Raw genomic sequence first — 12742 nt, 5'->3', positions numbered from 1 at the left:
GGGTTCCATTCCATGGCAACTGGATATAAGGATTCAAAACTGAAAGTATTCTCACTAAACTCCAACCCGGAGCTGGCAAAAGAAATTGCCGACCAAATCGGAGTAGACTTAGGGAAATGTTCAGTCACAAGCTTTAGTGACGGCGAAATTCAAATCAACATCGAAGAAAGTATCCGCGGTTGTGATGTTTATGTGGTGCAATCCACGTGTGAACCGGTCAACCAACATATCATGGAACTTCTGATTATGATCGATGCACTGAAACGAGCTTCTGCAAGAACCATCAACATCGTTATGCCTTACTACGGATATGCAAGGCAGGACCGTAAAGCCCGTCCGCGTGAACCTATTACTGCGAAATTGGTTGCGGATCTGTTGGAAACAGCCGGAGCGACTCGTGTGCTGATGCTTGATCTGCATGCCCCGCAGATTCAAGGCTTCTTCAATATTCCTATCGATCACCTTGTTGGTGTGCCGATTCTTTCGGATTATTTCGAGGAGAAGAACTTTGACGACCTCGTCATCGTTTCCCCTGACCATGGTGGAGTGACCCGCGCACGCAAAATGGCCGATCGCCTGAAAGCGCCGATTGCCATTATTGATAAGCGTCGTCCTCGTCCGAACGTAGCGGAAGTGATGAATATCGTCGGAAACATCGAAGGGAAAACAGCTATTTTGATCGATGATATTATTGATACAGCCGGTACGATTACGCTTGCTGCGAACGCTCTTGTTGAGAATGGAGCGAAGGAAGTATATGCATGCTGTACGCACCCGGTGCTTTCAGGTCCTGCGATTGAGCGCATCGATAATTCCAAGATTAAAGAGCTTGTTGTTACGAACACGATTCCTTTAGGGGAAGAGAAATCCAGTGAGAAGATTAAAGAACTTTCTGTTGCCGGTTTAATTAGTGAAGCCATTATTCGTGTCCATGAACGTCAATCCATCAGCATCTTGTTTGACTAATTTTTTATAAAATTAGGTTTAACTCTCTTGTTTAACGGGAAACTGTTATTATGATTGGTAAATTACTGGAGGTTGATTAATTTGGCTATTACTCTTAAAGCAAATCAAAGAAAAGATCTCAAACAGTCTGCTACTCGTGAACTGCGACTTAACGGCAATGTGCCGAGTGTAGTATACGGTAAAGAAAAAGAGCCGATCACGGTTGCTGTTAACAGCATAGAGTTACTTAAAACTGTGCGTGATGAAGGGAAGAACGCAATTATCTCCCTTGATATCGATGGAAAAGATAAAGTGGATGTTATGCTACATGAATATCAAGTCGATCCGTTGAAGGACCAGCTGATTCATGCAGATTTCTATATCGTTAACATGTCAGAAGAGATGGATGTAGAAGTTCCTGTCCGTCTTGAAGGGGAGGCTGCCGGCGCCAGAGAAGGCGGTGTCGTACAACAACCGCTTTATGAATTGGCGGTTCGTGCTAAACCAGCGGATATTCCGGAAGAAATCGTCGTAGACGTTTCTGAATTGAATATCGGTGACAGTGTGATGGTCAGCGACTTGAAAGAGTCCCGCGGTTATGAAATCACAGAAGATGATAATACGACAATTGTTTCCGTAACTCCACCGGAAGAAATGCCGGAAGAGCCGGATACAGATAATGCAGACGAAGAACCGGAAGTCATCAATGAGAAATCAGAAGATGAAGATGGGGATTCCGAAGAGAAATCAGAGTAAACAACGGAATAGGATAAGGGGGCGTAGCCGGAAGGCGCGTCCTCTTCTTTTGTATTTCGTCTTTTTTCAATGACCAAGAATTGTGACATTATTTTTATCCATGCTTTGATATAATAGAGAAATAGTACAAAGACAGTAAAGGAAGTTATGTATGAAATGTATCGTAGGCCTGGGTAATCCAGGCAGGAAATATGAACAGACACGTCATAATATCGGATTTATGATTGTCGACCAGCTGGCAGAGAAGAATGGCTGGACACTTACTCAGAAGAAATTCAACGGCCTCTTCACGATGGAACGTGTAGACGGGGAAAAGGTCGTTTTGTTGAAACCTCAAACGTATATGAACCTTTCCGGAGAGTCCCTTCGTCCATTGATGGAATATTACGATATGGATGTCGAGGATGTTTTGGTCGTTTACGATGACCTGGATCTTCCTCCCGGGAAGATCCGTTTAAGGCAGAAAGGCGGCCACGGCGGTCATAACGGTATCCGGAATATCATTGACCAGCTTGGTACGAAAGAATTTAAACGACTTCGTGTAGGAGTTGGCCGACCGAATGGGTCCCAGACTGTAATTGACCACGTGTTGGGGGATTTCTATAAGGAAGAGTGGGAGGCTGTGGAAGAGAGTATCGAACAGTCTGTCCAAGCGTGCGAAGCATGGTTCAATCAGCCTTTCAATGAAGTGATGAATGATTACAATGTGAAATGATCGTCGCCTCTCGTCAGATAACCGTATAACGCCCGCCTGTGACGGTAAAACTATGTACCATCAACCTAGAGGAGGATGGACATGAAAATACGTTATTTTTGTCGTCACTGCGAGAACCAAGTTGGAGAATTGGACGCTGCACAAGTGGATGTCTCCCAGTTGGGGTTTGATCTTTTAAATGACACCGACCAGGAGCAGATGGTCCGCATGACAACGGACGGGCATATGGATATACGGACGATTTGTGATTCATGCAAAGAATCATTAGACGAGAATCCACACTATCATGAGCTAGACTTTTTCATTCAGTAAATCGTGATCTTCCATCATGGAAGATCCGGATGGTGGAGGAATTCGATATGCAGGGAATAAAGGATTATTTATATCCAAAAGATGATATACATTCGGTGATAGCTGGCTATGAGTCAGGGATGAAAGAACAGATGGTTGCCGGCCTTTCCGGAGCATCGAGAACAGTGTTAATATCGATGCTGCGTGAATCGTTGAAACGGCCGATTATTCTCGTCACCCATCAGCTGATTCAAGCACAGCAGCTATATGAAGACATGCAGGAATTGACGGACGGGGAGCAGGTGCATCTGTATCCGGTTAACGAATTGATTGCATCTGAAATTGCCGTCGCAAGTCCAGAATTGCGTAGTCAGCGCATCGAGGCGCTAAGCCAGTGGTTGAATCAAAAGTCCGGTGTGTTGATTGCACCGGTAGCCGCTCTGAAACGAATCATGCCGTCGAAAAAGTATTGGGAGCATAACCAGCTCCCTTTTCGTGTTGGAGAAGAAGTGGATCTTGATGAATACTTAACCCGTTTTATAAGTATGGGTTACGACCGGACGGAAATGGTGGCAAGTCCCGGAGAATTCTCGTTAAGGGGCGGCATTATAGATGTCTACCCGCTGACATCGGAGCACCCGTATCGGATTGAGCTGTTTGATACAGAGGTCGATTCTATTCGCACGTTCGACTCAGAAACGCAGCGGTCCCATGATAAGCTTGATTCCGTTGTCGTTGGGCCAGCAGCAGAGCTTCTGTTGAGGGAAGAGGATTATGCCCGTTCCCACGATCGTTTAGAAACGGCACTGAGTCAATCGTTGAAAAAGTTGACGAAATCCGAGGCGAAAGAAACCCTTGCCCAGGTCGTGGAACATGACCTTGGTAGACTGAAGGAACAGGAACGTTTTCAGGAGATGTATAAGTATATTGGGTACTTTTATGAAGAGCCGGTAAGCTTACTGGATTATCTTCCGAAAGACGGCCTTGTCATTCTGGATGAAATGAGCAGGATTCAGGAAACAGCCACCCGTCTGGATCAGGAAGAGGCGGAATGGCATCAGAGTTTGCTGGAGGCTAATCAAACGGTGAGGGATCTGAACATATCCTTCGACTGGCAGGATACGTGGGATAAGATCGAGCAGCCTCGTCTATATATGTCTGTGTTTATGCGTCATATTCCGAATACACAGCCCCAGAATGTTGTGAACATATCCAGCAGACAGATGCAGCAGTTTCATGGTCAGATGAATTTGTTGAAGAACGAAATGGACCGATGGGAGAAGCAGGGATACTCCGTCGTTATTCTGGCGCCTGATGAGAAACGTCAGGAGAAAATCCAAAGTGTCCTGGACGATTACGACATGGAAGCCGTCGTCAGTAAAGAAGAAGTGAAGCTCCCATTAGTCAAACCGACGATTGTTCAAGGGAATATCAGCAGTGGCTTTGAGTGGCCGATGCACAAGCTTGCGGTGCTGACAGAGAATGAGTTATTCAAAAAACGTACGGCCAAGCCGAAGCGTAAGAAGCAGAAGATGTCCAATGCGGAGCGGATCAAGAGCTACCAGGAGTTGAAAGTGGGCGATTATATCGTCCATGCCAGCCACGGAATCGGGAAGTACCTTGGTATAGAAACATTGAAAATGGGGGGCAACCATAAGGACTTCCTTATGGTTAAATACTCTGGAAACGACAAATTGTATGTGCCGATTGACCAAATCGATTTGATCCAGAAGTATGTCGGTTCGGAAGGGAAAGAGCCGAAAGTTTATAAGCTTGGAGGCAGCGAGTGGAAGAAAGTCAAAAGCAAAGTCCAATCCTCTGTCGAAGACATTGCGGATGACTTGATCCAGCTGTATGCGGAGCGTGAGGCATCGAAAGGGTATGCCTTCAGTGAAGACGGGGAGATGCAGCGGGAATTTGAGGCAGCATTTCCTTATGAAGAGACGGAAGATCAAATCCGGTGTATTGAGGAAATCAAAAAGGATATGGAACAAATTCGCCCGATGGATCGTCTCCTCTGCGGGGATGTTGGTTATGGAAAAACGGAAGTTGCGATTCGTGCGGCATTTAAAGCCATTGTAGACGGCAAACAAGTAGCCTTGCTTGTACCGACTACCATACTTGCTCAACAGCACTTTGAGACGCTTCAGGAGCGCTTCCAGGGATTTGGTATTAACATTGGGCTGATGAGCCGTTTCCGTACGAAGAAGCAGCTGAAGGAGACGTCTGATCGTTTACGCAAAGGACTGGTGGACGTCGTCGTCGGTACCCACCGCATCCTTTCCAAAGATGTAGAGTTCAAAGACCTTGGTCTGTTGATTGTCGATGAAGAACAACGCTTCGGAGTCAAACACAAAGAAAAGATCAAGCAGTTGAAGAATAATGTCGATGTACTGACCCTTACAGCGACGCCGATTCCGCGTACGCTGCATATGTCTATGCTCGGCGTCAGGGATCTGTCCGTCATAGAAACCCCTCCTGCCAACCGTTTCCCGATTCAAACTTACGTCCTGGAGTACAATCCGATTTTTCTTCGTGAAGCAGTGGAACGGGAGATGGCCCGTGACGGTCAGGTGTTTTTCCTGTTTAACCGTGTGGAAAATATAGAGCGGATGGCGCAGGAGATCTCCGCACTGGTACCGGAAGCAAGAGTAACGTTCGCTCACGGGCAGATGAACGAAACCGAGCTAGAAAATGTCATGTTCTCCTTCTTAGAAGGGGAATTCGATGTGCTTGTCAGTACGACGATCATCGAAACGGGAGTGGATATACCGAACGTAAATACGCTTATCGTCTACGATGCAGATCGAATGGGCCTCAGCCAGCTGTATCAGCTGCGGGGACGAGTCGGACGATCCAACCGGGTAGCTTACGCCTATTTTACGTACCAAAAAGACAAGGTCCTGACAGAAGTGGCGGAGAAGCGTCTTCAGGCGATCAAAGAATTTACAGAGCTCGGTTCCGGATTCAAAATCGCCATGCGCGATCTTTCTATCCGCGGTGCAGGTAATCTGCTCGGAGCCCAACAGCATGGATATATTGATTCTGTCGGATTCGATATGTATTCCCAAATGCTGAAGGATGCGATCGAAGCGAAACGCCAAGGGAAAGAGCCGGAAGCGGTCCAACCATTCCAGCCGGAACTGGATATGATGGTCGATGCGTATATTCCGGAAGAATACATCAAGGATGAGAAGCAGAAAATAGATATGTACAAACAATTCCAAGCGATTGAATCTGTCGAGGACATTCATGACCTCCGGGATGAATTGATTGATCGCTTCGGGGATTATCCGGAAGAGGTTGACAACTTGTTCCGCGTTTCTTCCATACGTCTGTATGCCAAACGAGCCCGGATCGAAGCCATTACAGAACGTAAGCAGAAGATTGAATTGTTGATGGAATCCGAACAAAGTCAGCAGGTTGATGGTGCGAAGCTGTTCGAATTTGCTAACAAGTATGGGCGGATGGTTCAACTTGGTACGGAAGAAACGAAATTGAAGGTGACCATCAGCTGGAATCGAAAAGCCGATTGGAACAAATATGAATTAGTTGAAGAGTTTATCAGTAAACTGCCGGAAATGATGCGTGAAACGACTACAGCTTGAAAGAACCCCCACTTATCCCATGGAAAGTGGGGGTTTTTACATAATTTATTTAAAAAACCATACCAAGGGTGCATAGGTTTTTTCTGCTGAATCATACTATCCTTAATCACCCGCTCATTCTGCTTGCGCTTCAACAGGAGAAAGAATGGAATTCATCACAGAAAAGGAGGCAGCATAAAGGATGAAAGCAACTGGTATAGTACGCCGTATCGATGATTTAGGACGTGTAGTTATTCCGAAAGAGATCCGCCGCACATTGAGGATTCGTGAAGGGGATCCTTTAGAAATTTTCGTTGACCGTGAAGGAGAAGTTATTCTTAAGAAGTATTCGCCGATTAGTGAGCTGGGTGATTTCGCTAAGGAATATGCGGAAGCGCTGAGTGAATCGTTGGAATCTCCTGTCTTGATCTGCGACCGGGATGAGTTTATAGCCGTGGCCGGAGGCGTGAAGAAGGAGTACATGAATCGCTCGATTGGGAGTAAAGTCGAAGAAATTATGGATACCAGAACGATGTCTTTTGAAAAGCATCCGGATCCGGTTGAGTTTGTCCAAGGGCAGGAAGAAGACGTTATTTCCTACATTATTTATCCTATCATCGCCCAGGGAGACCCGATTGGATGTGTGATTGCCTTTAATAAAGAAGGATCACCAATGGAGGAAAGTATGACAAAAGCGCTGCAGACAGCTGCCAGCTTTCTGGCGAAACAAATGGAGTAGTGAACAGGGTCAGGTCCGAGCGGGTTAAGGGATCTGACCTTTTCATATGGTATAATGAAAGCTTCGAATATACATAAGAAAGAAAGGTTTCGCAATGACTCATACACGTTCCAACTCCTTTCTAAAAGGAGCTTTCATCTTAACTCTTGCCGGTTTGATCAGCAAAGTCATCAGTGCAGGTTACAGAATTCCTCTTCAAAATTTGACGGGAGATATCGGTTTTTATATTTATCAGCAGGTTTACCCTATTCTGGGTGTTGCACTTCTGCTGGGACTCTATGGATTTCCTGCGGCTATTTCTGTATTAGTTGCTGAAAAAGGAGAACGGCCGCTGTCGATTCCTTCCTTCTATCTTCCGGTTTTTGGGTACATGTCGGGTTTGTGTCTGTTGATTTTTAGTGCGGGTTATTTAATGGCATCTGATCTCGCTTCGGTGATGGGCGATACGCGCCTGGTTTCCGCGCTGCGCGCATCTTTTGCCGTATTCCTGCTTGTTCCTTTTGCAGCTATCTTCCGGGGCGTCTTTCAAGGGCGGGGAAACATGGGGCCCACGGCGATTTCGCAAATTACAGAACAGCTCTTGCGGGTAGGGCTTATTCTCGCTGCCGCTATTTCTGTAATGAGGGGCGGAGAAGTGTACCGGATCGGGCTTGGTGCCGCCGCTGGATCCATGCTTGGTGCCTTTGGTGCTGCGGTGCTTCTGTACGTATGGTTTAGAAAGACCCCTTCCTTTTGGACGTGGGAGCGTTCTTCGGTCGACCCGAAGATGGGGAGGAGGATCCTGCTCAACGGGATTTTCATCTGTTTGAATTATATGTTATTGATATCTCTTCAGCTCATAGATGCGTTTACCATGATACCTGGTCTAATGGACAACGGATTCAGTGTAACGGAAGCCCGGGAGGCAAAAGGGGTCTTTGACCGCGGCCAGCCGCTCGTTCAGTTAGGGACGGTCCTTGCATCTTCCCTTGCACTCGCTGTTCTGCCGTCCATCAATCGAAAACGATGGGAGAAAGAAAAAAGCGCGGTAGAAAGGGATGCGTTTCGGGCAGTAAAATTTACTCTCATAATCGCTGCAGGCGCAGCAGTGGGACTGATGTATCTGTTTCGGGACATCAACATTTCCTTCTTTCGGGATGAAGCAGGAACCGGTCCACTCCGAGTGTTTATGTTTGTTATCATTTTCAGTTCGTTGATCATCACCCTGTCCTCTATCCTGCAGGGGCTGGGATATATGAGGCAGACAGCTGGGATCCTGGTGATAGGGGTAGTTGTGAAGACGCTTGGCAACTTAGTGTGGATACCTGCGTTCGGTGTCTATGGCACAGCGGTTTCATCCATAATAGCTGTTGCTTTCGTTTTAGTGGGAAATATCGTACTCTTAAGGCAAGAGATCCCATGGAGGAAATGGTTCGCATTACCTTGGCGGGCTGTCTTTGTTTCTGCTTCCGGGATGGTTGTCGGTCTGTGGATTATTGATGCTGTTTTACCATATGTGAATATATCAGGAAGCCGTATCTGGCTGTTATTATTTGTGCTTGTGAGAGTAGGTGTCGGTGCTGCTCTTTACTTATTGCTCCTGCTTAAGTGCGGATGTTTCACAAGAGTGGAAGTGGCCGCACTGCCGGCCCGGAGATGGTTGATGAAATTGTTGCCGAAAGGAATGAAAGAATGAACACGATTAGAGTAATCGGGCTTGGTGCTGCGGAATTGAATCAGCTCCCGCTCGGAATTTACCGTGCGTTGATCCATGCCGAATCACCGGTTTATATGAGGACGAAAGAACACCCGGTCGTCCACGAATTGGAGAAGGAGGGGCTGGCATTTCGCAGCTTTGATGATGTATATGAGTCTCATCAGCAGTTTGGGGATGTCTACAAGGAAATCGTAGACAGGTTGGTCGAGGCATCCGCAGAAGGGGATCTTCTCTATGTGGTACCTGGACATCCAATGCTTGCAGAACGAACGACTCAGCTCCTTTTGGAGAAAAGGGAAGCGGGAATCATCGCTGTAGAAATACTGGGGGGACAGAGTTACCTGGATGCTACCTTTTCGGCACTGGAAATCGATCCTGTAGAAGGATTTCAATTTCTGGATGCCACTGCTTTGAAGCGGGAAGAACTGCAATATTTAAATCACATTATTCTCTGCCAGGTCTACGACAGTATGATTGCATCAGAAGTGAAACTGACGCTGCTGGAAGACCTGCCTGCCAGTCATCCCGTGACGGTGGTAACGGCGGCGGGAAGCTCTGCAGAGAAGCTTACGACTGTACCTCTGGAGGAACTGGACCGCCATGTGGAAGTAGACAACCTTACGAGTGTCTATGTTCCTCCTCTGGAGAGGGAGCGCCTTAACCATCAATTCTTCCGCCTCCGGGAAGTGATCCGCATTTTAAGAAGTCCGGAAGGTTGTCCTTGGGACAGGAAGCAGACGCACGAATCTCTGCGCAAATATATGATTGAAGAAGCATATGAATTTATAGACGCGGTTAATCGTGTGGATGATGAGAATATGATTGAAGAGCTCGGAGATGTCCTGCTTCAAGTCATGCTTCACAGTCAAATTGGAGAAGATGAAGGATTTTTCACAATCGATGACGTAATTATATCCATAACGGATAAAATGATCCGTCGTCATCCTCATGTATTCGCTGATGAGGAAGCTCGGGATGCGGAGGAAGTGTTGACCAACTGGGAAGCAATCAAACAGGAAGAGAAGGGAGCGGCTCCTGCCTCTATTCTGGATAGTGTCCCGGAGAGCTTCCCTGGATTGCTGCAGGCACAAGAGCTCCAGAAGAAAGCCGCCAAGGTTGGATTCGACTGGGATTCGGCGGAACCCGTAATAGAGAAGGTGAACGAAGAATGGGCGGAATTCCTCGAAGCGCGTGATGCCGGGGATGAAGTAGAGATGGAGAAGGAATTCGGTGATTGGTTGTTTGCAATCGCTAATCTGGCGAGGCATTACAAGATAAGTGGGGAGAATGCTCTTCAGAGAACCAACCGCAAGTTCCGGACGAGGCTGTCATTAATGGAAACAGCGGCTGGTCAGCAGGGGCGTAAGCTGGAAGACTACGATCTTGATTCGCTGGAAGCATTGTGGGTAGAAGCGAAAGCAAAAAATAAAGGAGCGGAATAACAGATGCGTTTAGATAAATTCTTGAAGATTTCCAGGTTGATCAAGCGGCGTACACTGGCTAAAGAAGTAGCGGATCAAGGCAGAATCAGCATCAATGGATCTCAAAGCAAGGCAGCAAGCAACGTAGCCGTCGGCGATGAATTGACGATCCAGTTCGGTCAGAAAATCTTGACCATTGAAGTGAAGTCTCTCAAGGAAAACGTAACAAAGGATGAAGCGACGACACTTTATGAAATTAAGAAAGAAGAACCGGTGAAACAATAATGCTGTTCTTATCCCGCTGTCCATGAGGACGGCGGGTTTTTCTTCCTGTTCTATTCTCCTGTTTCTTTTCATAGGTTGTACTAGAGAAGGAGGGTGTGAATCAATGGAAGGTTACGATAAGAACAATGGTATGCGCACACAGCAGGCAGAACATAATGTGAAGGTTTGGAACCGGAGAAATATAGAAATCACTGGTGTGAAAGAAGTGGACAGCTTCGACAGCGAGGAGTTCTTACTTCAGACATCCATGGGATACCTCGTCGTCCGCGGGCAGAATCTACAAATGAAGAATCTCGATTTGGACTCCGGTGTGGTGGCCATCAAGGGTAAAATGCATGAGATGACATACCTGGACGAACACCAAGGGGAGAAAGCTAAAGGACTATTTAGCAAGCTCTTCAAATGACGCTCACGGTACAGTTCATCACCATCCTCTCTATGATTGTGGGAGGGATGGGGGTGGGAGCCTCCATGGACACATTCGAGCGCATCTTCGGCCGACGTAATAAACGCGCGTGGCGGGAGGTTTTTTATCAGCTTGGTTTCTGGTTCGTTCAGGCGGTATTTTTGTTTTATTTGCTGTACCTGGCTAACTATGGTGAGCTTAGAGTTTATGTATTCCTGGCGATTCTCTGTGGATTTTCCGCCTATCGTGCATTGTTTCAGAAGGTTTACTTAAGAGCGCTTGAAGCTTGGATCCGCTTATGGCTCGGAATTTGGAATGCTGTGAAAAAGCTGGTGTACTATGTGCTTTTCCTTCCATCGAAATCCATCATTTTCCTTATTATTTCTTTACTTCTTGGCGTTTATAAGATACTTTTAAAGGGTATCATTCTATTGTTTCTTGTCATATTTTATCCGATCCGGTTAATTTTACGAGTGATTTGGCGACTTGTGCCGAAAAACATGAAAAATTACTTAAGGAAAACAGCAGGTTTTTTGGATAAAATAAAGAATACATGGAACAAGTGGATAAAACGATTAAAGAGGTAAAGGAGGCAGAGCCTGCATGGCAAAGAGACAGTCGGAGTCAGTAGCACGCATGGATTCTACATACATGAAGCACTACGATGCTTACATGGACAGACACCAGCGTAAGAAGAAACGCTTGATTCGTCGTCTTGTTATGTTTGCCTTGTTAGTGACGGTCGTTGCCGGCTCCATGGGTGTGTATCACTGGAAACAGCAATCCGTGTATGCCGAAAAGAACGAACAGTACGAACAACTTCAGCAAGAGATGGCCGCTTTGAAAAAAGAGGAAAATGGGCTGGAACAGGAGATCGAGCTGTTAAATGATGAAGATTATGTCCTTCAGATAGCCAGAACGAACTATTTCTTCTCTAAAGAAGGCGAAATTATCTTTAAAATGCCTAATGAGGACCCGTCTTATTGACACTCTTTTCAAAGCTTATATATAATATGTAGGAACGATACTTTTATCGAAAACTTAAGGAGGAGCATTTTTTTTATGTCAATTGAAGTAGGCAGCAAGCTGCAGGGTAAGGTAACGGGAATCACTAATTTCGGAGCTTTCGTCGAGCTTCCAGATGGTAAGACGGGTCTAGTTCACATTAGTGAAGTTGCCGACAACTATGTCAAAGACATTAATGAGCACTTGAGCCAGGGCGACCAGGTGGAAGTGAAAGTCATTAATGTTGGAGATGACGGTAAGATCGGCCTTTCCATAAAAAAGGCAAAAGAGAACCAGAATCGTCGTCCGCCAAAACCTCGTAAACCGGTAGAGTCTTTTGAACAGAAGATGAACCGTTTTATCAAGGATAGCGACGAGCGTTTAGCATCACTGAAAAAGCACACGGAATCCAAACGTGGAGGTCGAGGTGCTAAAAGAGGATAGCTTGCTGTCTAGGACAATGAGTAAAAGGTGCGCGTCTTCATAACTTATAGAAAAAGCAGATCCCATGGCGGATCTGCTTTTTTGCTGCTTATCTTTCTATGCGAAAGAAAAAAGCACGTCTCCATAGGGAGACGTGCTTTTTTAGGACAAGAATGCTTTCGATGACCCGTACGGGATTCGAACCCGTGTTACCGCCGTGAAAGGGCGGTGTCTTAACCGCTTGACCAACGGGCCTTTATGTATTTGAAAAAATAATGGTAGCGGCGGAGGGAATCGAACCCACGACCTCACGGGTATGAACCGTACGCTCTAGCCAGCTGAGCTACACCGCCATATTTTTAAATAGTTATCTCAAAGGCACAAGAAATATAGTACACCATGATAAAAAAAGTGTCAACAACAAATAAAAATATCAGATAAGTCTGTCTATTTCGCTAGGGAATGAAGGAGGT

The 12742-nt window shown here is 46.2% G+C and carries 13 protein-coding genes and 2 tRNA genes; 13 read left to right on the top strand and 2 right to left on the bottom strand.

Annotated elements, in window-relative coordinates; all coding sequences use genetic code 11:
* The first annotated feature begins 12 nt into the window (after positions 1-12).
* The 13 genes from AXG56_RS18620 to AXG56_RS18560 all read left to right on the top strand — a co-directional run bounded on the left by AXG56_RS18620 (position 13) and on the right by AXG56_RS18560 (position 12290).
* Positions 13-966: a ribose-phosphate diphosphokinase gene (locus tag AXG56_RS18620; RefSeq protein ID WP_008633483.1), complete on the top strand. Its 954-nt coding sequence runs from the start codon at positions 13-15 to the stop codon at positions 964-966.
* Between the two features lie 81 nt (positions 967-1047).
* Complete coding sequence (locus tag AXG56_RS18615) at positions 1048-1701, top strand: 50S ribosomal protein L25/general stress protein Ctc (protein ID WP_008633484.1); 654 nt, start codon at positions 1048-1050, stop codon at positions 1699-1701.
* 151 nt (positions 1702-1852) lie between these two features.
* Positions 1853-2416 (top strand): aminoacyl-tRNA hydrolase, encoded by a 564-nt coding sequence (pth, locus tag AXG56_RS18610; RefSeq protein ID WP_062515804.1) that lies wholly within the window; start codon positions 1853-1855, stop codon positions 2414-2416.
* 81 nt (positions 2417-2497) lie between these two features.
* Positions 2498-2728, top strand: coding sequence for an anti-sigma-F factor Fin family protein (locus AXG56_RS18605; RefSeq protein ID WP_008633487.1), 231 nt, complete (start codon positions 2498-2500; stop codon positions 2726-2728).
* Between the two features lie 47 nt (positions 2729-2775).
* Positions 2776-6315: a transcription-repair coupling factor gene (mfd, locus tag AXG56_RS18600; RefSeq protein WP_062515813.1), complete on the top strand. Its 3540-nt coding sequence runs from the start codon at positions 2776-2778 to the stop codon at positions 6313-6315.
* Between the two features lie 181 nt (positions 6316-6496).
* Positions 6497-7033 (top strand): stage V sporulation protein T, encoded by a 537-nt coding sequence (spoVT, locus tag AXG56_RS18595; RefSeq protein ID WP_008633491.1) that lies wholly within the window; start codon positions 6497-6499, stop codon positions 7031-7033.
* A 94-nt stretch (positions 7034-7127) separates the two neighbouring features.
* Positions 7128-8708 (top strand): polysaccharide biosynthesis protein, encoded by a 1581-nt coding sequence (locus tag AXG56_RS18590; RefSeq protein WP_008633493.1) that lies wholly within the window; start codon positions 7128-7130, stop codon positions 8706-8708.
* Positions 8705-10171, top strand: coding sequence for a nucleoside triphosphate pyrophosphohydrolase (mazG, locus tag AXG56_RS18585; RefSeq protein ID WP_008633495.1), 1467 nt, complete (start codon positions 8705-8707; stop codon positions 10169-10171). The genes AXG56_RS18590 and mazG overlap by 4 nt, the downstream gene beginning before the upstream one ends.
* 3 nt (positions 10172-10174) lie before the next feature.
* On the top strand, positions 10175-10435 hold the full coding sequence (locus AXG56_RS18580; RefSeq protein ID WP_008633497.1) for an RNA-binding S4 domain-containing protein: 261 nt from the start codon (positions 10175-10177) through the stop codon (positions 10433-10435).
* Positions 10436-10565: 130 nt separating this feature from the next.
* Positions 10566-10841 carry a sporulation protein YabP gene (gene yabP / locus AXG56_RS18575; protein WP_026577056.1) on the top strand — a complete coding sequence of 92 codons (276 nt, stop codon included), beginning with the start codon at positions 10566-10568 and terminating at the stop codon, positions 10839-10841.
* Positions 10838-11428 carry a spore cortex biosynthesis protein YabQ gene (gene yabQ / locus AXG56_RS18570; RefSeq protein WP_008633502.1) on the top strand — a complete coding sequence of 197 codons (591 nt, stop codon included), beginning with the start codon at positions 10838-10840 and terminating at the stop codon, positions 11426-11428. Before yabP ends, yabQ begins: the two co-directional genes overlap by 4 nt.
* Positions 11429-11444: 16 nt before the next feature.
* Positions 11445-11828 (top strand): septum formation initiator family protein, encoded by a 384-nt coding sequence (locus tag AXG56_RS18565; protein WP_008633504.1) that lies wholly within the window; start codon positions 11445-11447, stop codon positions 11826-11828.
* 75 nt (positions 11829-11903) lie between these two features.
* Positions 11904-12290: a S1 domain-containing RNA-binding protein gene (locus AXG56_RS18560; protein WP_008633506.1), complete on the top strand. Its 387-nt coding sequence runs from the start codon at positions 11904-11906 to the stop codon at positions 12288-12290.
* A gap of 162 nt (positions 12291-12452) precedes the next feature.
* On the opposite strand, the gene AXG56_RS18555 is transcribed toward AXG56_RS18560, so the two are convergent.
* Together AXG56_RS18555 and AXG56_RS18550 are read right to left on the bottom strand one after the other, a co-directional pair.
* A tRNA-Glu gene (locus tag AXG56_RS18555) sits at positions 12453-12524 on the bottom strand.
* 21 nt (positions 12525-12545) lie between these two features.
* A tRNA-Met gene (locus AXG56_RS18550) sits at positions 12546-12622 on the bottom strand.
* Positions 12623-12742: the final 120 nt, after the last annotated feature.

The organism is Halobacillus sp. KGW1 (genome assembly GCF_001592845.1).
Lineage (GTDB): Bacteria > Bacillota > Bacilli > Bacillales > Halobacillaceae > Halobacillus.
The sequence above is the reverse complement of the archived record's forward strand: the minus strand, read 5'-3'. Positions and strand labels throughout refer to the sequence as shown.